The 21635-nt window shown below is 62.1% G+C and carries 24 protein-coding genes and 1 tRNA gene; 14 read left to right on the forward strand and 11 right to left on the reverse strand.

The genetic code is table 11. The annotated features are described in order from the left end of the window. Nucleotides 1–38 precede the first annotated feature (38 nt). Nucleotides 39–839, reverse strand: a complete 801-nt coding sequence (locus J7573_RS22705) for a LuxR family transcriptional regulator (protein ID WP_294340539.1) — start codon at nt 837–839, stop codon at nt 39–41. Between the two features lie 193 nt (nt 840–1032). On the opposite strand from J7573_RS22705, the gene J7573_RS22710 reads away from it, so the two are divergent. Beyond that, nucleotides 1033–2382 (forward strand): APC family permease, encoded by a 1350-nt coding sequence (locus J7573_RS22710; protein WP_294340542.1) that lies wholly within the window; start codon nt 1033–1035, stop codon nt 2380–2382. 30 nt (nt 2383–2412) lie between these two features. Beyond that, nucleotides 2413–3516, forward strand: a complete 1104-nt coding sequence (locus J7573_RS22715) for a P1 family peptidase (protein ID WP_294340543.1) — start codon at nt 2413–2415, stop codon at nt 3514–3516. Nucleotides 3517–3562: 46 nt separating this feature from the next. Here J7573_RS22715 and xenA read toward each other — a convergent pair whose 3' ends face one another. Further along, entirely contained in the window at nt 3563–4654 is a 1092-nt protein-coding gene (gene xenA / locus J7573_RS22720) for a xenobiotic reductase XenA (protein ID WP_294340545.1), read from the reverse strand. Nucleotides 4655–4702: 48 nt separating this feature from the next. Between xenA and J7573_RS22725 the strand changes: the two genes are divergently transcribed. Further along, the gene (locus J7573_RS22725) at nt 4703–5038 is read left to right on the forward strand and encodes a helix-turn-helix domain-containing protein (protein WP_294340546.1); all 336 of its coding nucleotides are present in this window, start codon (nt 4703–4705) and stop codon (nt 5036–5038) included. A 121-nt stretch (nt 5039–5159) separates the two neighbouring features. Here the strand turns inward: J7573_RS22725 and J7573_RS22730 are convergent, their stop codons facing one another. From J7573_RS22730 to J7573_RS22740, 3 genes are all read right to left on the reverse strand, one after another. Then, complete coding sequence (locus tag J7573_RS22730; protein WP_294340548.1) at nt 5160–5777, reverse strand: MarR family transcriptional regulator; 618 nt, start codon at nt 5775–5777, stop codon at nt 5160–5162. After that, nucleotides 5777–6421 carry a hypothetical protein gene (locus J7573_RS22735; RefSeq protein ID WP_294340550.1) on the reverse strand — a complete coding sequence of 215 codons (645 nt, stop codon included), beginning with the start codon at nt 6419–6421 and terminating at the stop codon, nt 5777–5779. The genes J7573_RS22730 and J7573_RS22735 overlap by 1 nt, the downstream gene beginning before the upstream one ends. A gap of 157 nt (nt 6422–6578) precedes the next feature. Then, nucleotides 6579–7448, reverse strand: a complete 870-nt coding sequence (locus J7573_RS22740; protein WP_294340551.1) for a LysR family transcriptional regulator — start codon at nt 7446–7448, stop codon at nt 6579–6581. Nucleotides 7449–7652: 204 nt separating this feature from the next. Here J7573_RS22740 and J7573_RS22745 point away from each other — a divergent pair, with 204 nt between their 5' ends. From J7573_RS22745 to J7573_RS22765, 5 genes are read left to right on the forward strand one after another with little or no spacing between them, the layout of a single operon-like run. Beyond that, a complete protein-coding gene (locus tag J7573_RS22745; RefSeq protein ID WP_294340553.1) occupies nt 7653–8399 on the forward strand; it encodes a 2OG-Fe dioxygenase family protein in 747 nt (248 codons plus the stop codon). Then, nucleotides 8383–8865, forward strand: coding sequence for a GNAT family N-acetyltransferase (locus J7573_RS22750; RefSeq protein WP_294340554.1), 483 nt, complete (start codon nt 8383–8385; stop codon nt 8863–8865). Before J7573_RS22745 ends, J7573_RS22750 begins: the two co-directional genes overlap by 17 nt. Continuing rightward, nucleotides 8862–9563 carry an AzlC family ABC transporter permease gene (locus tag J7573_RS22755; protein ID WP_294340556.1) on the forward strand — a complete coding sequence of 234 codons (702 nt, stop codon included), beginning with the start codon at nt 8862–8864 and terminating at the stop codon, nt 9561–9563. Before J7573_RS22750 ends, J7573_RS22755 begins: the two co-directional genes overlap by 4 nt. Beyond that, complete coding sequence (locus J7573_RS22760; protein ID WP_159411700.1) at nt 9542–9862, forward strand: AzlD domain-containing protein; 321 nt, start codon at nt 9542–9544, stop codon at nt 9860–9862. Before J7573_RS22755 ends, J7573_RS22760 begins: the two co-directional genes overlap by 22 nt. Before the next feature lie 26 nt (nt 9863–9888). Continuing rightward, nucleotides 9889–10332 (forward strand): hypothetical protein, encoded by a 444-nt coding sequence (locus J7573_RS22765; RefSeq protein WP_294340558.1) that lies wholly within the window; start codon nt 9889–9891, stop codon nt 10330–10332. A 48-nt stretch (nt 10333–10380) separates the two neighbouring features. Here J7573_RS22765 and mqo read toward each other — a convergent pair whose 3' ends face one another. Further along, entirely contained in the window at nt 10381–12018 is a 1638-nt protein-coding gene (gene mqo / locus J7573_RS22770) for a malate dehydrogenase (quinone) (protein ID WP_294340559.1), read from the reverse strand. 350 nt (nt 12019–12368) lie between these two features. On the opposite strand from mqo, the gene J7573_RS22775 reads away from it, so the two are divergent. Both J7573_RS22775 and J7573_RS22780 read left to right on the forward strand, forming a co-directional pair. Beyond that, a complete protein-coding gene (locus tag J7573_RS22775) occupies nt 12369–13421 on the forward strand; it encodes a proline racemase family protein (RefSeq protein WP_294340561.1) in 1053 nt (350 codons plus the stop codon). 61 nt (nt 13422–13482) lie between these two features. Continuing rightward, entirely contained in the window at nt 13483–14352 is an 870-nt protein-coding gene (locus tag J7573_RS22780) for a LysR family transcriptional regulator (RefSeq protein ID WP_294340563.1), read from the forward strand. A gap of 76 nt (nt 14353–14428) precedes the next feature. Here J7573_RS22780 and J7573_RS22785 read toward each other — a convergent pair whose 3' ends face one another. Continuing rightward, the gene (locus tag J7573_RS22785; RefSeq protein WP_027918621.1) at nt 14429–14620 is read right to left on the reverse strand and encodes a DUF4223 family protein; all 192 of its coding nucleotides are present in this window, start codon (nt 14618–14620) and stop codon (nt 14429–14431) included. Between the two features lie 260 nt (nt 14621–14880). On the opposite strand from J7573_RS22785, the gene J7573_RS22790 reads away from it, so the two are divergent. The 4 genes from J7573_RS22790 to J7573_RS22805 all read left to right on the forward strand — a co-directional run bounded on the left by J7573_RS22790 (nt 14881) and on the right by J7573_RS22805 (nt 18753). Next, nucleotides 14881–15225 (forward strand): hypothetical protein, encoded by a 345-nt coding sequence (locus J7573_RS22790; protein ID WP_294340566.1) that lies wholly within the window; start codon nt 14881–14883, stop codon nt 15223–15225. A gap of 109 nt (nt 15226–15334) precedes the next feature. After that, nucleotides 15335–15952, forward strand: a complete 618-nt coding sequence (locus tag J7573_RS22795; RefSeq protein WP_294340568.1) for a LysE family transporter — start codon at nt 15335–15337, stop codon at nt 15950–15952. A 126-nt stretch (nt 15953–16078) separates the two neighbouring features. Beyond that, nucleotides 16079–16528: a DUF2846 domain-containing protein gene (locus J7573_RS22800; protein ID WP_294340569.1), complete on the forward strand. Its 450-nt coding sequence runs from the start codon at nt 16079–16081 to the stop codon at nt 16526–16528. 473 nt (nt 16529–17001) lie between these two features. Beyond that, on the forward strand, nt 17002–18753 hold the full coding sequence (locus J7573_RS22805; protein ID WP_294340571.1) for a hypothetical protein: 1752 nt from the start codon (nt 17002–17004) through the stop codon (nt 18751–18753). Between the two features lie 71 nt (nt 18754–18824). On the opposite strand, the gene J7573_RS22810 is transcribed toward J7573_RS22805, so the two are convergent. The 4 genes from J7573_RS22810 to bamC all read right to left on the reverse strand — a co-directional run bounded on the left by J7573_RS22810 (nt 18825) and on the right by bamC (nt 21623). Beyond that, nucleotides 18825–18914 (reverse strand) — tRNA-Ser (locus J7573_RS22810). Nucleotides 18915–19005: 91 nt separating this feature from the next. Continuing rightward, nucleotides 19006–19716, reverse strand: a complete 711-nt coding sequence (purC, locus tag J7573_RS22815; RefSeq protein WP_011535129.1) for a phosphoribosylaminoimidazolesuccinocarboxamide synthase — start codon at nt 19714–19716, stop codon at nt 19006–19008. A 29-nt stretch (nt 19717–19745) separates the two neighbouring features. After that, nucleotides 19746–20504, reverse strand: a complete 759-nt coding sequence (locus J7573_RS22820) for an MBL fold metallo-hydrolase (RefSeq protein ID WP_294340579.1) — start codon at nt 20502–20504, stop codon at nt 19746–19748. Continuing rightward, nucleotides 20505–21623 (reverse strand): outer membrane protein assembly factor BamC, encoded by a 1119-nt coding sequence (bamC, locus tag J7573_RS22825; protein WP_294340580.1) that lies wholly within the window; start codon nt 21621–21623, stop codon nt 20505–20507. Between the last annotated feature and the right edge of the window lie 12 nt (nt 21624–21635).

The following is a 21635-nucleotide window of genomic DNA, read 5'->3' on the forward strand; positions in this document are numbered from 1 at the left end:
GCCGGCAAGCGCGGCTCCCACAGGGGCATGCGCAGCAATCAGGGGTGTTGGGGATCGTGCCCCAACGATTGCAGGAACAGTGAAAACAGCTCTGGCTGTGAAGAGATATCCAGCTTGGCATACAGGTGGCGACGATGAACCTTGATCGTCTCAGGTGAAATCGCCAGGCGCTCGGCCATGGCCTTCGAGGAAAACCCGCGCAAGATCAACCGGGCAATCTCCAGCTCGCGTTCGGACAACACACCCGCGCCGAACTGGCTCAGGGCATCGCGCACCTGCACCGCCACCGGTTCGTCCTGCGCCAGCACGCGCTTGCTACCGGCCTGCCAGTGTTGCTGCATCAGCGCCAGCACCCACGGGCAGAGCATCGCCAGCAGGCCGCACTGCTCGGCATCGAAGGCCTCCCCCCGCCCCAGCGACAGGCTCAGCGCGCCCTGGCCCGGGAGCTGCAGGATGAACTGCACCTCATCCGCCAGCACATGGGCCTGGAACCAGCTGATGTAGTACTCGCTCTGGTGAAACTGGTCCGGCGCCACCTCGTCGAGCCGATACAAGCCACTGCCCACACCGTCCTGGCACGCGAGGTAGAACGGGTCGAGCTGATACAGCCCGCTCAGGTACAACGACATCGCCACCGGCCCTGCCTGCGGCGTTGCATCGTGCTCTTCCAGCACCACCGGGGTACCGCTGCCGGGGTAGTACGCCGCCAGGGCGTTATCGAACGGCAACCAGCGATGCAGCAACAGGATCAGTTGCTTCCAGAAGCGTGGCTGACCGATCTGTTCGATGGTGCGGCCAAGATTGGCATGCATGCCGACTTCATGAAAAACGTTGTGCACCGTGCCGGCTCCCCTGAAAAGGTGATGCGATTTCCCTCCTTTGCAGCGCCCACGTCAAGGGGCGTAACCCCAAATGGTAATTGGCCGGCCACTGCGCCAGGCCTAGATTGCAGCCCATGCAGCACCCCATCCGCAGGGTGTTCGCGCCCTTCGTCACTGCCTCAACCCCCAATAACAATTCGAGGAAAACGACATGCACGACAGTGCGCTAAAGCCCAGCCTGGGCATGCTCGATGTGGTTGCGATCACCGTTTCGGCGGTGACCCCGGCCAGTTCCGTGTTCGTCATTGCGCCATTCGCCATTGCCCAGGCCGGCAGCGGCGCGGTGCTGGCTTTCGTGCTGGCGGCAGTGCTGGCGCTGATGTTCGCCTGGTGCTATGCCGAGCTGGGCCGGGCCCACAGTTCTGCTGGCGGCGAGTATGTGTATGCCAAGCGCGTGTTCGGCGGCCTGGCCGGCTACGCCACCTTCCTCACGGTGCTGGTCTCGCTGCTGTTCATTCCACCGGTGCTGGCCACCGGGGCCGCCACCTACCTGAACAGCGCCCTGGGCACGGCCTTCGATACCCAGACCGTGGCCCTGGCGATCGTCGCCGGCAGTTACGCCCTCGGCATCCTCAACATCCGCCTCAACGCCTGGGTCACGGGCGTGTTCCTGTTGTGCGAAATGGCGGCAGTGCTGGTCATCGTGGCGCTGGGCCTGGGTAACGTGAGCCAGCCGCTGAGCGTGTTGATTACGCCCCAGCACATGGACCACGGCCTGCTGAGCGCCGCCCCCTGGACGCTGGTATTCGCCTCGATCGGCACGGCACTGTTCGCCTACAACGGCTTCGGCGCCGCCGTGGTGCTGGCCGAAGACATGAAGGACGGTGGCCGCAGCACCCATCGGGCAGTGCTCTGGTCCCTGGCGCTGGTGGTGGCCATCGAACTGGTGCCCATTTGCGCGCTGTTGCTGGGCGCGCCATCGCTGGAGGCGCTGCTGGCCAGCAGCGACCCGATCGGCTACCTGCTCACCGCCCACGGCAACCCGACGCTGTCACGGCTGGTGAGCGCGGGCATTTTCCTCTCGGTGTTCAATGCCATCATCGCCATCGTCATCCAGTCCGGCCGGGTGATCTTCAGCAGTGGCCGCGATCAACTGTGGACGCCTACCTTGAACCGCCTGTTCACCCGCATCCACCCTCGCTGGGATTCGCCCTGGCTGGCCACCCTGCTGCTGGCCATACCGTCTGCCGCCCTGAGCTTCAGCTCCGATCTGGAAGAGATGACCTCCTTCACCGTGCTGCTGCTCCTGATGGTGTACCTGGCGGTCGCGCTGTGCGCGCTGTTCAGCCGCGTGCTGCGCAGCGACCGCGAACACCCCTATCGCATGCCCTTGTGGCCGTTGCCAGCGTTGCTGGCGGTGGTCGGCGCGGGTTATCTGCTGCTCAGCGGCCTGCTTGGCGCGCCCCTTCGCGACATCCTCATCATTCTTGCGTTGCTGGCCGTCTCGGTGATGCTCTACAGCACCTACGGCAAGTTCAGCCCAGCCTTCCAGAAACTCTGACCCACAACGCTCTGACCCACAGGAGTCCCTATGCGCGCTCGTCAACTTGGTATCACCCTGGGCCATGGCTTGCCCGGTCAATTCAACGCCATCACCGATGTACCCGGCATCCGAGTCGGCCACAGCACCTTGATGGCCGACAGTGCCGACAAACAGGTCCGCACCGGCGTGACGGTGATTCAGCCACGCCCGGCAGCGGCCCGCCTGGCGCCTTGCTTTGCCGGGGTCCACGTACTCAACGGCAACGGCGATGCCACGGGCCTTGAGTGGATCCGCGAAGCCGGCCTGCTCACCACCCCGATTGCCATCACCAACACCCACAGTGTCGGGGTGGTGCGCGACGCGCTGATCGCCGCAGAACGCGACACCCTGGCCGACCCGTCGGTGTACTGGTGCATGCCCGTGGTGCTGGAGACCTACGATGGCCTGCTCAACGATATCTGGGGCCAACACGTAGGGCCCGACCAGGTGAACGAAGCGCTGGCCCGCGCCGAGTCCGGGCCGGTTGCCGAAGGTGCGGTGGGCGGCGGCACCGGTATGATCTGCCATGAGTTCAAGGGCGGTATCGGCACGGCTTCACGGCGCCTGCCACCTGACCAGGGGGGCTGGACGGTGGGCGTGCTGCTGCAGGCCAACCACGGCCAGCGGCAGGAGCTGCGGGTCGATGGCTACCCGGTCGGCCGGGTGCTCGACGATATCCCCTCACCCTTCGCCGAACGGGGTGAGCCGGGCATGGGCTCGATCGTGGTGATCATTGCCACCGATGCACCGTTGCTGCCCCACCAGTGCCAGCGTCTGGCGCAGCGGGCCTCGATCGGCATCGCCCGGACCGGGGGCGGTACCGAAGATGCCAGCGGCGATCTGTTCGTGGCGTTTTCCACTGCCGACCAGCAACTGCCGCCTGCGGCCTATGGGCGCAAGGGGGTGCCATTCAGTCAGCCGGTGCAGATGCTCGCCAACGACCATATCACGCCGCTTTTCATGGCGGCGGCGGAGGCGGTGGAGGAAGCCATCGTCAACGCGCTGGTAGCAGGCGAAGACATGCTTACAGCGGATGGCGTGTTGGTGCCGGGGCTGGGTGGGCAACGCTTGCTGAGCGCGATGCGCCAGGTGGGCTGGCGCATCGGCGAGTAACCTGCGCCCCACAGGCGCGCTAGCGTCTGTGGGGGCGGCTCAAGGCTCAGCGATAACGTTCGAGCCAGTGCGCATAGGGTGCCGGCAAGGTCCAGGAGGCCTTGTCCACGCCCAGCTCCTTGGCTGCGAAGTACGCCCAGTGCGGGTCGGCCAGGTGCGCACGGCCAACCGATACCAGGTCCAGCTGACGTGACTGCAGTGCTTCCTCGGCGAGTTGCGGTGTACCAAAGCCCCACGCCGAAGTCACCGGCAGCCCTGCCTCACGACGAACGCGCTCGGCAATCGGGCCCATGAATGCAGGGCCCCATGGAATGTTGGTTTCGGGAATGGTGAAACCGACACTGACGCTCAGCAGGTCCAGCCCGCCCGCTTTGAAGCGGCGCGCCAGCTCGATCGATTCTTCCAGGGTCTGCTCATCGCGACCGTCATATTCCAGCACCCCAAAGCGCGCGGTCAGCGGCAGGTTCTCCGGCCAGACTTCACGCACGGCGGCCAGGGTTTCGAGCAGGAAACGGCTGCGGTTGTCGAAGCTGCCCCCATAGGCATCGGTGCGCTGGTTGGAGTGCTCGGAGAAGAAGCTCTGCCCCAGGTAGCCGTGGGCGAAGTGCAGCTCGATCCACTCGAAGCCGGCATCACGCGCACGGCGCGCGGCGTCGACGAAATCCTGCTTGACCCGGGCGATGTCGCCCAGGGTCATCTCGCGCGGTACTTTCGGCAGGTGTGCGCCAAAGGCGATGGCCGACGGCGCGATAGTGTCCCAGCCGCGGGCATCGTCGCCGGCGATGTGGTCGTCACCTTCCCACGGGCGGTTGGCGCTGGCCTTGCGCCCGGCGTGGGCAATCTGGATACCCGGCACCGAGCCGGCAGCCTTGATCGCCTGCACCACCGGCACGAAAGCCTGGGCATGGGCGTCGCTCCAGATCCCGGCGCAACCGGGGGTAATGCGCCCTTCCGGCGCCACCGCGGTGGCCTCGACCACCAGCAGGCCGGCACCGCCCCGGGCCAGGCCGGCCAGGTGCACATGGTGCCAGTCGTTGATCATGCCGTCCTCGGCCATGTACTGGCACATCGGCGGGATGGCGATGCGGTTGCGCAAAGTGACATCTTTGAGGGTGTAAGGTTGGAACAGGGCAGACATGGGCAGCTCCGGATCATCTGGATACGATTGTTCGATCATAATCGAACTATGGCAATTGATGAAACCCCCGTTATCATGTCGGCCATGCGAGCCTACCAACACCCCAACCCTGAAGACCTGATTCTCGAGCGCGTGCTCTACGCACTGAGCGACCCGGTGCGCCTGGGCATCGTCCGCCACCTGGCCGGCGTGGCCGAGGCCAGCTGCGGCGAGCTCGATGGCGGGCGGCCGAAGTCGAGCATGTCGCACCATTTCCGCGTGTTGCGTGATGCGGGGTTGGTGCATACCCGCAATGTCGGGACCACCCACATGAATTCGCTGCGCAGCGAAATGCTGGGCGAGCGGTTTCCCGGGTTGCTGGACTGCATTCTGAAACAGATCTGATTTCGGCCTGTGCCGGCCTCTTCGCGGGCACGCCCGCTCCCACAGGTACGGCGTCGCCCGCAGGCTTGGTGCTATCCCTGTGGGAGCGGGCGTGCCCGCGAATGGGCCGGTACAGGCAACCTCAATGCTGATCCTTGCGCAGTGCAAAGCGGCACACCTGCCCTCCCCTGAGCATGCACTCCTCATGGCTGACTTCAGCGCCGCCGAGCGTGCCGATCAAGGCCAGGTCCAGCTCACACACCACCGGATGCGCCTTGGCCAGATGATGGAACACGCAATTGTGCGCCACGATCTGCGGCTCGCCTGAAGAACGGAAGAACACTTCGGCCTCATACCCTGCCGCATTCATGTGCTCGACGATCCGCCCCTCATCCACCACCTCAGCCTCCAGGTCCGTCGCCAGCTTGCGCCCCAACTGCCGCATCAGCGCCAGCAACGCCTCCTGCCCCATCAAGCCCGCCACTTCACCAATCAGCAAATTGGCCAGCAGTGGATACTGCCGAGGGAACAGTTCGCGGCCATGCTCGGTCAGCTGGTGCAGTTGCTCCGGCCGACGCCCGGTGGGACGGGTAGCGCCGCGCTTGACCAGGCCGTCACGTTCCAGCGCGGCCAGGTGCTGGCGCACTGCCGTACGGGTAACGGCCAGGGCCTGCGCCAGTTCGTCGATGCTCATGCCGGCCGGCTGATGCAGCAACGCGTGGAGCAGGTCCTGTTGGGTACGGCCAAGGCCTTCGAGCATCAGAACTTGTCCGGGAACTGCTTGACCAACGCCGCCGTGAGGGCGTCGGACAAAGTCAGGATATGCTCGCGCATCATCGCCCAGGTGCGCGCCTCACCCGCGTAGTCACCGGCCGCCAGCTGGTCGATCTGCGCCACGTGATGGCCACCGTGGGCGCTGAGCAAGGTCAGCAAGGTCTGCTCCGGCAGGTTCGGGTTGGCCTTGGCCAGGAACGCGGCGATGGCCTTGGCATTGCTGCCCAGGTCGTTGACGGCGGCTTGCTGCCCCTTCTTGTCCTTGGCCACGGTGGCATCGCTGTAGTGCTTGATCGCGCCCCAGTGGCCGGCGAGCAGCTTGAGCAGCTGATCGGCGGCGGGCTGGCCATACAGCGGGGCGATGCTATTGGCGATTTTGGTGGCGTCGGTCACCACCTCATTGGCCGCGACTGCGGCTTGCTTGGCGTTGCCGGCCTGGTTGGCGACGGCATAGTTGCGAACCCAGAAAATGTGCTCGACCCACAGGTCGCGCAAAGCCATGCGCGTGGTCATTGCACCGGATTCGGCGGGTTTGGCGGCGGGGGTTGCAGAGGAGTAGGAGTAGCTTTGGCTCCATGCCGGCTGGGCGCACAGGGCGAGCAGCAACAAGGCGGCAATCTTGATGTTCATGACGGCACCCTCCTGGAGGGGATCGGCTGACAAGATTAATTTAAGCATCAAAATATGTTTTTATTCGGCCGCCGTCGGAATTCCGATCAATGGTTTGCCCATTGAAAACAGCAGCCACGGGAGGCTTCCCGTGGCTTATGCGCCCGGCGCTGCAAGGTCAGGCGCTGATGGCGTCCAGGCTGCGGATGGGCGTGGGGACCGCGCAGAACAGCGGGAACTCTTCCTCGATGATCCACGGCTCCTTCATGACCAGGTAAACATCGAGAAAGTCGGAGAAACCCGGCCAGATGCACAGGTCATTGGCCTCGGCAACCGCCCGCGACAGCACGCCCACGCCGCCGAAACTCTTGATCATCGATACGCTGACGATCTCGCTGCCGGAATGGAACACGGTTGCCGCGTCCAGCATGCCTGGCCGGCGCTCGGCGAAGCGGGTAAAGATCGAATGATACGGGCATTCAGGCAAAGGCTTGATCACCGCGCAGGGCGCTGAGCGGTCATTGCTGGTTGACGAGGCAACGACTTCGATACGCAAGCCCTTCAGCGGCACCGAATGATAGTTTTCGCCGATGCTGTCGCCGAGCACCACCACCATGTCCGCTTCGTCCTTGGCCAGCTTGACCAGGTTGTCGGGCGACTCCGAGCAACTGAAGATCGGGTTGTAGCCGGACAACTTGCTGACCACGGCGCCCATGATCTGCTGGTTGATTTCCATCGACAGCGTGCTGTTCAAGGCAACCCGCAACGGCAGGCGCTGGTTGCGGCTCTGGCGCAACTGGTTGATCTTCAGCTGCATGCGCTCGGATGAACGCACGATTTCCAGGACATGCGGCAGGATGCCCATGCCCTCCTGGGTCAGCGATACCCCTTTGTTGGTCCGGTCGAACAATTTGAAGCCGCAATGATCTTCGAGCTTTTTCAACTGAGCAGCCAAGGCCTGGACCGTGACGTGTACCTGTTCGGCCGCATCGGTGATCGAGCCCGTGCGGGCTACGGTCACGATGTTTTTAAGCACCTTGATGTCCATTCACTTCCCCTCCCCGTTCCGTTGACGCAGGCCGTCAACGAAAGGCATGAGGATATCGCACAACCGCCGGCACTGTCTGCCCGATAACGGTGCATGCCGTCTGGGTAGCAAGCAACGGTTGAGGCACGTCAAAAAAAAGTGAAGTTTCGGCGGACGATTCAACTGTTAGATTTTTGTCAGCGTTTACATAAAAAGAGATTTGCCATGCTGACACTGAATAGAAATATCGATACTGCCCTGCGGCAAAACAAGACGGTCAATGTCATGGGCAGTGATTATGCGTTGAACGGCGGCTTCAAAGAGTTTGTCGAGTTTTCCAAAAGTTGGGAAACCATGGGCGTCGACCGCTATTACGGCCAAGCCGACAAGGGCACGCGGTACCGCCGTTACAGTGACTTCGACTTCAACCCGGTCACCGGCGAACTGTGCCAACTCAATCACCGCGCCTACGAACAGTCCGAGGCGCACAACAACTATGTCGGCGGCATGGCGCGTCATTTCGAAGACATCAGTGCCGATGTGTTCAACTCACCGATTCTGCGCGCGTTGATTCGCCTGGATTTCGACGTGTACAAGGCGGTATTGCCTGAAGAACTGCACACGGTCACCTGGCAGTGCCAGGTGCACCAGATTCGTATCGAAATCAAACCGGGGGCGCAGATCGAGATAACCCCTGAAGGTATTCACTGCGACGGTTATCCGTTCAGCGGCGTGCACTTCTGGGGCCGTCACAACGTCGAGGGTGCTACCAGCAACATCTACGACAAACAGTCGAATGTGATCGACTCCGGCACCTACCTGAACATTCTCGACACCACGTACTTCCTCGACCGCGAACTGCAACACTATGTCACTCCGGCGATCAACCCAAGCCCTTCGGAAATGGGCTATCGGCAGATCATTGCAATTTCCTTCTCTCGACCGGGCAGCGAGCATGACATTATCGACTAGTTACATCGGCCCGGCGCCGAAGTTGTTTCCGCGCGAACACATCAACGGCCTGAGCATCAAGAAAGCCACGCCCTTCCATGCCCGCAAGATCGTCGATTTCTTCCGTCGCTTCGAGGAGACCTCGTTCTGCGACTGGCAGGACGAAGGGCTGCTCAAAGGCTTGCTCGGCTCGGAGCATACCTATTGCTACATGGCCGAAAACAACACCGGCACCATCGTCGGCGCGGTTGCGGGAGGCTTGATGGGCACACGCGGCACCATCAATCACATGGCGGTGGCGCCGGACTATCGGCAGAGCCGGATCGGCACTTCACTGGCCAATTCGATCCTCAGCGATTTCCGCCAGCATGGCATTCGCCGGGTGTTTCTGTTCGTTGAGCATGACAACGCCAACGCACTGAGCTTCTGGAAGAAACAAGGCTTCCTGCAAACCCGCGGTGAAATCACCTGCGAGGTCGACCTGTGACCTCGTCGGTGCTGCTAACCACCTCGCGCAAGGAAAGCCTGGTCGATGCCCTGCCGATCGTCACCGGCTACTTCGTCGTCAGCTTCGTGTTCGGCGTCATGTGCATCAATGCCGGCCTGCCCTTGTGGCTGCCGGCTGCCATGTGCCTGTTCGTCTATGCCGGGGCGGCGCAGTTCGCCGCACTGGCACTGATGACCAGCAGCGCGCCGCTGATCACCATTGCGTTGTCGACATTGCTGATCAATTCACGGCACATGCTGATGGCGATGTACATGTCCAAACGCAGCGCGCAACTGCCGATCAGCAAGCCGCAGAAGTTGCTGTACGCATTCGGCCTGACCGATGAGTCCTTTGCCTTTCACAGCCAACGCCTGGAGAACGGCAGGCCGACCTCGCCTGGCTATCTGCTGCAGTTCAATACCTACTGCCATGCCAGCTGGATCGCCGGTGCGGTGTTTGGCGCGGTGGCATCGGATGCCTTGAACCGGTTTTCCCAGTTCAAGTTGGACTATGCCCTGACGGCCATGATGATCTTCGTGCTGATATCGCTGTGCAGCACCTTCACCAAAGCCGTCATCGCCCTGGTGGTGATCGTCACCACCTGCCTGTTGAACCTGTATGCGCCCTCGCCCTTGAACGTATTCATCGCAACCGCCGTTGGCTGTGGAGCAGGGTTATGCCTGAAAAGAACTACCTGATCGCAGCGGTGATGCTGATGGCTGCCATCACCTACCTGACCCGCGCGACACCGTTTCTGCTGAAGATGGAGAAGTCCCCCAAGTGGTTCAATGACGTCATTGAATACCTGCCGGTGGCAATCATCGCCAGCATCACCGTACCCGCCCTGCTGGTGGCCAAGGACGGCTCGCTGCTGGGCCTGAATGCCGACCTGCTGGCAGCGATTCCGGTGGTCATTGTCGCGTACTGGTCGCGCAGCCTGATCTACAGCGTATGTGCCGGTGTCGCCGGGCACGTGGCGATCACGCTGCTGGCTTGAGGCCCGGATCTGAGAAGGAAACCGCTATGAGCCTTGCCCGCCGGAAAATCACCCTGACCAACCTGAGTGAGTTTTCCCGCCTGATGCCCCAGGTTCCACGTGACCGGGTGATCGACGAAATGGCTGACCTGTCGCTGGAATGCTCGCTGGCCTATGCCTTGAGCAAGACGTTTCTGCGCGATGGCTGGATTGCCGAGTATCGCCACCTGCATGCGGCTGCACACTTGAGCCCGGGCAACGACCTGCTGCTGTTCGCCACCTCGGGCAGCTTGAAGCTGGAAATGGCCGATGGCTCGGAACTGCACGTCATGCACGGCGACCAAGTGGTGCTCAGGGCCGCCACCGAGGCGAAGATGTTTCCCGTCAGTGACGAGGGAGACGTGAGTTTCCTGGCGCTGGCGGTGGACCTCGACCTGAGCGAGGTGTTGCAGGAGTTTGCCTTCGACAGCGAGCTGCCGAAACAGCAATAAAAAAGCCACGGGGGTTACCCGTGGCTTTCTCGAACCCACATCGCCTGGTTACAGCGCCATGTCGTTCTCTGGCTTGCTTTCAACCGGCTTGCTCGGCGCCACGGTGGTGCCGACGCTGTCGTCGATCACCGGTGGCTTCTCCAGCTGCAGCACTTCAGCGGTGTAGTTCCACTCTTTCTGGGTGGCCGCCGCCGAGTCGTTCAGCTTGGTACCGTAGCTCGGTACGATTTCCTTGATCTTGGCCTGCCACTCAGGGGTAGCGACCTTTTCCTTGAACACGGTTTCCAGCACGTTCAGCATGATCGGCGCGGCGGTCGAAGCACCTGGCGAGGCGCCCAGCAGGCCGGCGATGGTGCGGTCCTGGGAGGCCACCACTTCGGTGCCCAGCTTCAGCACGCCGCCCTTCTCTTCGTCACGCTTGATGATCTGCACGCGCTGGCCAGCCTGCCACAGTTTCCAGTCTTCCTTCTTGGCGTTCGGGAAGTAGGTGCGCAGGGCTTCGAAGCGATCGTCATCCGACAGCATCAGCTGGCCGGCGAGGTACTCGACCAGCGGGTACTGGTCGATACCGACCTTGGTCATCGGCCACACGTTGTGGGTGGTGGTGCTGCTCAGCAAGTCCAGGTACGAACCGTTCTTCAGGAACTTGGTCGAGAAGGTGGCGAATGGGCCGAACAGGATCACGCGCTTGCCGTCCAGCACGCGGGTGTCCAGGTGCGGTACCGACATAGGTGGCGCGCCGGTCGAGGCGATGCCGTAGGCCTTGGCCATGTGCTGCATGGCAATGGTCGGGTTTTCGGTTACCAGGAACGAACCGCCCACCGGGAAGCCTGCATATTCCTTGGCTTCAGGAATGCCCGACTTCTGCAGCAGCTTCAGCGCGCCGCCGCCGGCACCGATGAACAGGAACTTGGCGTCGGTGGCCGACTCGGTACCGTCCTTGAGGTTCTTGTACTCGACGTGCCAGGAGCCGTCTTTGTTGCGGGTGATGTCCTGCACTTCGCTGGACAGCTTCAGGTCGAAGCCTTTCTGGGTCTGCAGGTGGCCAACGAACTGGCGGGTGATTTCGCCGAAGTTGACGTCGGTGCCGATCGGCGTCCAGGTGACCGCGAGCTTCTGGTTCGGGTCACGGCCTTCCATCATCAGCGGGACCCACTTGGCGATCTGCGCGTGGTCCTCGGAGTACTGCATCGGGCGGAACAGCGGGCTTGCCTGCAGCGCGTCGTAACGTTTCTTGAGGAACTTGATGTTGTCATCGCCCCAGACGAAGCTCATGTGCGGGGTAGTGTTGATGAACGAGTGCGGGTTCTTCAGCACGCCCTGGCGAACCTGCCACGACCAGAACTGGCGGGAGATCTGGAAGGCTTCGTTGATTTCGATGGCCTTGGAGATGTTGACGTTGCCGTCTTTGTCTTCAGGGGTGTAGTTCAGTTCGGCCAGCGCGGAGTGGCCGGTACCGGCGTTGTTCCAGCCGTTGGAGCTTTCTTCGGCGACGCCGTCCAGGCGCTCGACCATTTCCATCGACCAGCTTGGCTCCAGCTCGTGCAGCCACACGGCCAGGGTGGAGCTCATGATGCCGCCGCCGACCAGCAGCACATCGACTTTCTTGGTTTCTGCGGCGTGCGCTTGCATGAAGCTCGCAGCGACAGCCAGACCCAGCAAGGTCTTGCCAGCTTTCTTGAACATTGATCAATTCCAGTCAGTAGAACGGAGGGTGGGCCTGTGGCTGGCCCAGCGTATTCCTTGTTCTTCAGCGCAGGCTTGTTGTAGATGATTGTTCAGCAGCCAGAGAACCAGAAAACGACCCAGGCTTTTGTCGAATTGACCGACAAGGCTGAATCGTTTCGCCGATTGTAACCGAAATGCCAGCACAAACAAATTGCTGGGCGGGGGTCAACGCGGCGGGTTGTCTCAGTTTGTTTCTCCATTCAGAAAGCCGATCACCCGATCGGAATTATTCGCCTTACAGCCCCGCCCAGCCCCTTTATCCTGCGCCCCAGACCCCGCTCAAACACCACAATAGAGGGCCGCCCCGCATGTCATTCAAACGCACTATCCACGCCGTCGACACCCACGCCGGCACGCCCATGCGCGTGATCACCGGCGGGGTGCCGCACATCCCCGGCGACAGCGTGCACACCAAGATGAAGTGGCTTGAAGCCAACGACGACCAGCTGCGCAAGCTGATGCTGCGCGAACCCCGCGGCTACCCGGCGCACTGCTGCAATATCATCGTCCCGCCCAGCCACCCCGAGGCCGACGCCGGTTACATCATCATGGAACAGATCGAGTACCCAGTGATGTCCGGCGGCAATACCATCTCGGTGGTCACCGTGTTGCTGGAAATGGGCATGCTGCCAATGCGCGAGCCCCTCACCGAACTGGTGCTGGAGGCGCCAGCCGGGCTGATCCGCATCCAGGCGCAATGCGAAGGCGGCAAGGTCAAGGCAGTCACCTTCCAGAACGTGCCGGCGTTCGCAGCCCATATCGACGCCGAAATCGATGTGCCGCACCTGGGCAAGGTACGCGTGGACGTGGGCTGGGGCGGCATGTTCTACGTGATCGCCGACGTGCGCCAGTTCAAGGGCTTGCAACTGATCCCCGAGCACGGTGGCGAGATTGCCCGGGTATCGTCGATGATCCGCCAGGCCGCCATCGAGCAGTTGCCGGTTGCCCACCCTGACTACCCTGGCATTGGCATCACCATTTCCCAGTTGTCCGGCCCCAGCGAAGACCCCAACGCCGACTGGAAGAATGCCGTGACCATGGCCAGCGGCGCGTTTTCCTGGGACGACCCGAGCACCTGGACCGGGGCCCTGGACCGCTGCCCCTGTGGCACCGGCACCTCGGCAAAAATGGCCACGCTGCACGCCAAGGGCGAACTGCCGCTGCACCGCGACTTCCGCCACCAGGGGCTGCTGGGCAATGTCTACACCGGCCGCCTGATCGACGAAACCCGTATTGGCGACAACAAGGCGGTGGTGCCGACCATCACCGGCAAGAGCTGGATCTACGGCCTGAACACCTTCGTCCTCGACCACGACGACCCGTTCCCGGAAGGCTTCACCATCGGCGACATCTGGGCCTGAGTGCAGCTAGTATCGGCGAGTCGGGCCAGCCGGCTCGCCCTCTGACGACGGTCGCATTTTCATGAACATCGAGCACCTGCGAGCTTTCATCGAAGTGGCCGCCAGCGGCAGCTTTCACAAGGCCGCCGAACGCCTGCATATCACCCAGTCTTCGGTCAGCGCACGGATCAAGGCCCTCGAAGATCGCCTCAATCGCCCGCTGTTCAGCCGCAGCCGCCACGGCGTCACCCTGACCTCCGGCGGCAATCTGTTCTACCGCCATGCGGTGTCGGTGATCAGTGCCTGGGAGCGCGCCCAGCATGACGTGGCCTTGCCGACCGATGTACGCAGCTCGGTCAGCCTGGGGTTACCGATGAACCACTGGGGCAACATCACGGCCGACTGGGTGGCGTGGATGGAGCGGCACCAGCCACGTGTCGCCACCCAGGTGCAGTCGGATTACTCGATCCTGCTGATGAACGAACTGCGCGAAGGCTTGCTGGACCTGGCGATCCTTTACGAACCGCACCACTGGCCAGACGTGGTCCTCGAACCCTTCCTCGAAGAACCGCTGCAACTGGTGTCGACTCAGGCCGACACCGTGTTCGAGGGCCATGGCGAGGGGTACGTGTATATCAGTTGGGGCCGCTCGTTCACCGACCAGCACAATGCGGCCTTCCCCGGAGCCAGGCGTCATCGCCTGTCGATCACCCAGGAAACCATTGCCCGCGACTACATCCTCAGGCACGGCGGTTCGGCGTATTTCTCGCAGTTCATGGTCAAGGACCTGCTCGCCGAGGGGCGCCTGCACGTGGTGGCCGCTGCGCCGGAGCTCAGTGTGCGTACCTACCTGGCGTTCTCCACCTTGCGTGAACGGTCGCCGGAAACGCTGAAAGCGGTCGAGGGACTGCAATCGATCCCCTTCTACACCCAGGGCAAGCGCTTCAGTTAACAAAAACCCCCGGCCATTTGCATGACCGGGGGCTTCGGATCAGGCCGCTAGCGACGAGATCTGGGGTTCACCAGGGTTACTGCTGCTGAGGCAGCTTATCGATCGGGCCGCAGCCACCGATGACCTTGGAGATGGAAACCGAAGGGTGGAACAGGTAGTCGTACGAGCAGTTTTTCTGCTGGTTGTAGACTTGGCCAGTGCAACCCGACAGCAGGGCAACGCCGGATACTACAGCAACGGCGACAGTGGCCTTGAACAGCTTTTTCATACTAAGTCCTTTAAATGCTTCATCTTCGGCCATCTTTCTGATGGCGGCGGGATGATACAGAACTCAGGCATTGGATCCAAGTCGCAATAAGCCATCGACTACATTCGCCGGCCCCGTGAACTGCCTCACAGCGGCGGGCCACCCACGTATTGAAAACGTGAACTCCTCAGCGCGGTGGGTTTGCCATGAACTGCCAGGCCTCTATACCTGAATGCGCAACATGCCATTTCGGCACCCACTCAGTTTCAAGGAGAATTTGCATGGAAGCCTATTTCGCACTGACCACCGCTGATCACGCACCGGAGTTCATCTTCAGGCTGACCAACCCGGAACGCATCGAGGAGGCACGCCGCATCCTGTCCGGCGAGGAGAAGAACAAGATTCACGTTCATGGCCGTCTGATCAAACGCCCGCAGCCCTACAACCCGCGCTGGAGCTTCTACCTGGACCCGGACACCATCAACTTCTTTGAAGTGGCGATCGAGGTGTGTGATGCCACTACTCAATATGTGGAGGATCACCTCGACGAAGCTGGCGGCGCGTTCCTGCCGGGTGGCCACTGGTGCCCCTGGTCTTCGCGCCTTGTCCGCGAGATCAAGGAATAACCTGCCGAGCCTGTAATTGGGGCCGCTGTGCGGCCCCAATGTTTTTACCGACAATGCAAAGCGCGATAGTCTACGAGCCTGCCTTCGCACTGACCAACAGGAGTTCCCCATGCTCGGTGTCACCGACTACGGCGCGTTCGTCATCGCCTTCATCATCGTCCTGGCCATCCCCGGCCCGGGCAACTTCGCCCTGATCACCGCCACCGGCAAGGGCGGTATCAAGGCCGGCATGGCGGCAACCTTCGGGGTGATCCTCGGTGACCAGGTGCTGTTGTGGCTGGCCGTGGCCGGCGTCGCCACCCTGCTGGCCGCCTACCCCGCCGCCTTCCACGTGGTGCAGTGGGCCGGCGCCGCCTACCTGGCCTACCTGGGCCTGCGCATGCTGCTGAGCAAACCCGGCGGCGCTCCCCGCGCCAGCCGCATGGACAACGGCCACTACCTGCGCCAGACCATGATGATCACCCTGCTCAACCCCAAGGCGATCATGTTCTACATGGCTTTCTTCCCGTTGTTCGTCGACCCGGTGAAGCACCAGGGGCTGCTGACCTTCGGTTTCCTTGCCGCCACCGTGGCAGTGGTGACCTTCCTGTATGGGCTGATCGCTGTGGTGTTGACGCATTTGCTGGCGGAGCGCATGCGGGCCAATCCGCGGATCGCCAACATGTTCGAGCGGGTGGCCGGTGCTTGCCTGGTCGGGTTCGGTATCAAGCTGGCAGCGATGCGCTGAGAGCAGCCGTTCATTTACCGATTCAAAGGACAGTCAAGGGTTCGGATACGCAAGTTGTGGCACAATGCCACCACTGAGAAGTGGAATCTTCTCATCTGCGCATTCAACCCATCGAAAGGACTGTCCATGCTCACCCGCTTGAAGATGCTCGCCGTTGCCGCCGGTTTTGCTGTTATGACTGGCTGCGCATCCGTACCCATGGAGTCGGCCGAAGCTGATGCCGCGCTCAAGACCTTCGCCGCACCGCCTGCCGACCAGGCCGGGCTGTACATCTACCGCGACAGTTTCGCCGGCAAAGGCCTGAAGAAATCCGTCACGGTGGACGGCAAGGTGATTGGCGAAACGGCGAACAAAGTCTACTTCCACAAACTGATCACCCCGGGCAGCCACAAGATCGGCACCGAATCGGAGTTCAGCGACAACGTGATCGACCTGATGGCCGTAGGTGGCAAGAACTACTACGTGCGCCAGTCGATCAAGGTGGGCGTGTTCGTCGGTGGCGCGAAGCTGGAGGTGGTCCCGGAAGCCGAAGGCCAGGCCGACCTGCAGAAGTGCACGCTGGCAACCTCGCTGTAAACAAGACAGCAGACAGAGCCCCTGGAAACTGATGGTTTCCAGGGGCTTTTTATTGCGAAAAACTTCCTTGGAGATCCACTGCGTTCAGGCCCCGATTGGCCACGCACCCACCACCCAATTCTGGCGTTGCGCCCCCACAACTGGGTTGCCCATTTCGTGAACACTTGAGTTGTTAATACATTTTTTACAATTGGTAACAGTTTTCCGGGGCTCGCCATTCCAACCTGGCACTGGCACAACACGTGCTTTGACCGTTATGGCTCAAGGAAGTCCCTCTCGCGACCATGTCCGGAACCGGCCAGTACATCGCCGCTCGAGATCGATGGAATTCCCGTAATTCGGTATTCCAGGTCGAGCCGTTTATTCGATATCCGTATCGCTCCGTAGTTATTGCACAGGCCTTTGTGCAATACGAGCCCTGTGTCGGTAGGTCGAATGCTTGCAACGAGGCTGGCAGCATTTCGGAGACCATTATGAGCATACCTGCAGGATTCAAAACTTCAGCAGCAGTCCCCGCTCAAACGCAGCTCAGCACGCGCTTCGTCCGCCCGGCGCTGCTTGCCGGGGCAGCCGTCGCCGCACTGGCGTTGAGTATTGCCGGGCCTGGCGATGCCTGGGCCAAGGGCGGCACCGACAAGCCGGTCAAGGGGACGCCATCACCTTTCACAACGCCTACCTTACCCGACCCGATCTTCGTCAACCCATTGGCCATTCACGGCTTCGACATCACTGGTTTCATTCAGGACATGACCGTCGACAGCAGCAACAGCAACTGCCCGAATACCAGTAACCCGAACCGCCTGGGCGGTACTGTAGTGGTCAACGGCACAACAATTACCGTGCCCTGCAACTCAGTCATCCAGATGCCCGCCAATACACTCACCTGGGCGGAGTTCGTACAGGGCGGCCCCCTTGGCCTTAAACAACTACCGGCCACTTACCCTTCATTTGAAGTGCATGTTGTCGGCAACACGGTCGCCGGCAAACAGATTGCCGGGCTGATCTTTGTCTCACAGCAATCGGCCCAGGTCGGCAGTGGCTACATTAGCAGGATTGACCAGACCACTGGGAACATAGAAGTGACCAGTACCAACTCGCCGCAACCGACCGTCTTGCAGATCAACGACCCCAACGGGCGTTTCGGCCGGGCCCAGAGCCCCGATGCGCGCTTCTCGGTGGATGACGCCAACCCGACCATTCACGCGGCCACGGGCTACCCGATGTGCGTCCCGCGTACCGGTGACGACCCGCTTTGCCCACAGAAAAACCGGCCTAAAGTGGTGACACCGACCACGACCAACAACTGCCGCAATTTTGCCCAGGCCGGCGTGGCACTGCCTGCGTCTGGTGAATTGACACCGCCGAAGGCAGGCCAGCTGTATTGCAGCCAGTTCGTCATGAAACGCTTCAGTGACCCGACCCGGAGCGCAACCGACCCGGACCCGACGCAACAAGTACCCTTTGAAGTCGGCGACTTCATCAGCTACTCCGGCACGCTGTTCAAATCGACCACGGCCGGTGTGCCGGACTTCATTTCCGCCCATACCATCGAGGCCAACCTCGGCATCTACACCCAGCCGGGCAGCCAGCCCAGCTACCTGGCCATTGGCGAGTTCGGCGTCGGCACTGCTGACCCGGCTGCAACAGCGGTAAACGGTGCAGCCCAGGAAACCCAGGACCGGATCTTCCTCGAAGCCGAGACTACCGACGTAAAGACCCCGGTGGACATCTACCTGATCGATGTCGACCCAGCCACCGGTGTGCAGCGCAACCGCTGGATCACGCCGTTTGAAATGACCGGCGAATGTGACCCTGCCAGCGTGCTGGCGGCTACCTGTGCCGGCGCTTCCGGCGGAATCACCACGCAAAACGTTGGCCCCCAGCCACAGCGCGCACGGTTGCGTGCGTCCAAGGCACCGACCGGCCTGCTCAGCCAGCCAAGCCGTACCTTGCGGGTGGTCGCTCGCTCACTGTGCGTGCCCACCAACACCCTGCCGCAACCTGGCGTCGATAGCTGCCTGCAGAACGCCGGCCGCCTGACCGTGGCCAACGGGCTGACTGCCGGCCAGTACGTGGCACCGGTGTTCGAGTTCATCTTCCCGGAAAACGTCAAGCCAGGGGACGAGATTGTGCCCAATGACTTCTGGCACCTGCCGTTCCTGCGCAATGGCGAAGGCAGCACCACCCCTACCGGGGTCGGCGCGCTGGAACCAACGCCTTGGTGAGTTGAATCGAAGATAAAACGCCAGAAACGAAAAAGCCCCGCAGACGTTAATCTGCGGGGCTTCATCTTGTATGGCGGAGAGATAGGGATTTGAACCCTAGGTACTGTTGCCAGTACAACGGATTTCGAATCCGTCCCGTTCGACCACTCCGGCATCTCTCCAATGCCGCGCATCATACCAGCGTTTTCTTGAAACGCAAACTTTTTTTCAAAAAAAATCGCGTGGTATCAGGCGCTTGCGTGAACGTGCGCCTTACAGCGGCACGCCCAGGCGCTTGGCAACTTCTTCGTAGGCTTCGATCACGTCGCCCAGACCCTGGCGGAAGCGGTCCTTGTCCATCTTCTTGCGGGTTTCCTTGTCCCACAGGCGGCAGCCGTCCGGGCTGAACTCGTCACCCAGGACGATCTGGCCGTGGAAGACACCGAATTCCAGCTTGAAGTCGACCAGCAGCAGGCCGGCGTCATCGAACAGCTTGCTCAGCACTTCGTTGACCTTCAGCGACAGCTTCTTCATCTCGACCAACTGCTCGGCGGTGCCCCAGCCGAAGGCGACAACGTGGGATTCGTTGATGAACGGGTCACCCTTCTCGTCGTTCTTCAGGAACAGCTCGAAGGTGGACGGCTCCAGCTTGATGCCCTCCTCCACGCCCAGGCGCTTGACCAGGCTGCCGGCGGCGTAGTTGCGCACCACGCACTCGACCGGGATCATGTCCAGCTTCTTCACCAGGCACTCGTTGTCGCCCAGCAGCTTGTCGAACTGGGTCGGCACGCCGGCTTCTTCGAGCTTCTGCATGATGAAGGCGTTGAACTTGTTGTTCACCATGCCTTTACGGTCGAGCTGTTCGATGCGCTTGCCGTCGAACGCCGAAGTGTCGTTACGGAACAGCAGGATCAAGCGGTCGGCGTCGTCGGTCTTGTAAACCGATTTGGCCTTGCCGCGGTAGAGTTCGTCGCGTTTTTCCATGATTGGGCTCCGCTTGCTGAGGTGTTGGGCTAGGCGATTTCGCGCCAGTCGAGCCCGTGTTCCTGATTCGCCACCTGGAGCCAGTCCGGGTCGCACCCGAGGGTGTCGACGAAGCACTGGCGGGCCAAGTGTGGCAGGTTGTTCTTGCTGCTGAGGTGGGCCAGCACCAGGTGCTGCAGGTTGTTCCAGCCCAACTCTTGCACCAGGCGCGCGGCCTGGTGGTTGTTCAAATGTCCTTGCATGCCACCCACCCGCTGCTTGAGGAAAGCCGGGTAGTGGCCGCGTGCGAGCAGGTCGCGGCAGTGGTTGGCTTCGATCAGCAGTGCGTCCAGGCCCTGGTAGCGCTCGAGCAGCAGCGCATCGTACGAACCCAGGTCGGTGAGCATGCCGAAACGCCGCTTGCCGTCGCTGAACACGTACTGCAGCGGCTCGTAGGCGTCGTGTTCGACCCGCGCCGCGCTCACTTCCAGGCCGCCAATCTGCAGCCGCTCGCCACAAGCGAGAAAACCGGCCACCTCCACCGGCTTGCGCATGCCGCGCAATGTGCCTTGGCTGAGGTAGACCGGTACATTGTAGCGCCGCGACAGCAACCCCACCCCATGCACGTGGTCGGCATGTTCGTGGGTGACCAGCACGGCGCTCAGTTGTGACGCCGACACCCCGAGCAGCGCCAGGCGCCGCTCGGTTTCACGCAGGGAAAAGCCGCAATCGACCAGGATGAACGTGTCACCACTGGCGATCAGCGTGCCATTTCCCTGGCTGCCGCTTCCGAGTACCGCGAAGCGCACTTAGCCCAGGTGGTCCTGAATGGCGCTCAGCACGCGGCGGGCGACATCGGCCGGGGCCACGGTGTTGATGTTCTTCTCGACGGTAACCTGCACGCTCTCGCCGACCTTGCTCAGGCGTACCTGATAACGCTCGGCACGGGCTTCACGCTCTTCCTTGGTCGGTTCGCTGCCGAACATACGGCCGAAGAAACCAGGCTCGTTGTGCTTGTCTTCAGGCTTTTCCGACAGGTTGATGTAGTACAGGCCCAGGCTGCGGTTGATGTCCTCGACACGCCACTGGCCGCTCTGCTCCAGCGCACGGCCCACGCCGGACCAGGCACGGTCCAGGTCCGAGCCGAGGAACAGCACCGGGTTGCCGCTGCCGTCTTCGCTCAGGCTGACACGGCTAGGGGCGTCGAAGTCACGCGCAGCCAACAGCGATACCGAACCGCCTTTCTCGGCGCTGCGGCTCATGCTGGCCAGCATTTCGTCGACCAGCAGCGCGTCGGCGCCGGTGTTGGCCGAAGTGGACGGGAACGCCGTGTCGGCAGTGCTGCCGGCCGGGCGCTCGACGCTGACGATGTACACCTCGGAAGTGTTGCGCTGCACGCCGGGCTCGATGCGCACACGCACACGCACTTCGCTGTCGCCACTGCTGGCAGTGCTCGACAGACGCTGGCCGAGCGATGCCGACAGTTCGTCGAAGCGCTGCCAGGTGGTGTTGAATTCACCGGTCTGCGGGCGTTCTTCAGCGATGCGGAAGCCGTTGTCCTCGAAGAACTGGTGCGCCACCGGCCACACTTCGGCCGGCGAGTGCTGGGCCAGTACCCAGCGGCTGCTGCCACTGCGCTGCAGGGTGTAGTCGCTGGCTTCGGCGCCGGCAGTCAGGGGTTGCGGGCGCGGCACCTGGAACTCGCCAGTGGCGTGATCGTCGGCGACGTTGCGCGGGATCGGCAGCAACGGGTCAAGGCGCTTGGCCTTGCCGGCGTCCGGCGGCAGCTGCATCGGCGCAGTCGGGTGCGCCTGCAGGTAATCGCTGCCGCGGTCGCGGAAATAGCCATCCTCGCCCCACAGCCAGCCACACCCACTGGTGCTGGAAATGATCAGGGCGAGCGCGGAAAGACCAGCCAGTCGCTTCATGCGGTGTACTTC

It is taken from the genome of Pseudomonas sp. (genome assembly GCF_017744435.1).
Taxonomy (GTDB): domain Bacteria; phylum Pseudomonadota; class Gammaproteobacteria; order Pseudomonadales; family Pseudomonadaceae; genus Aquipseudomonas.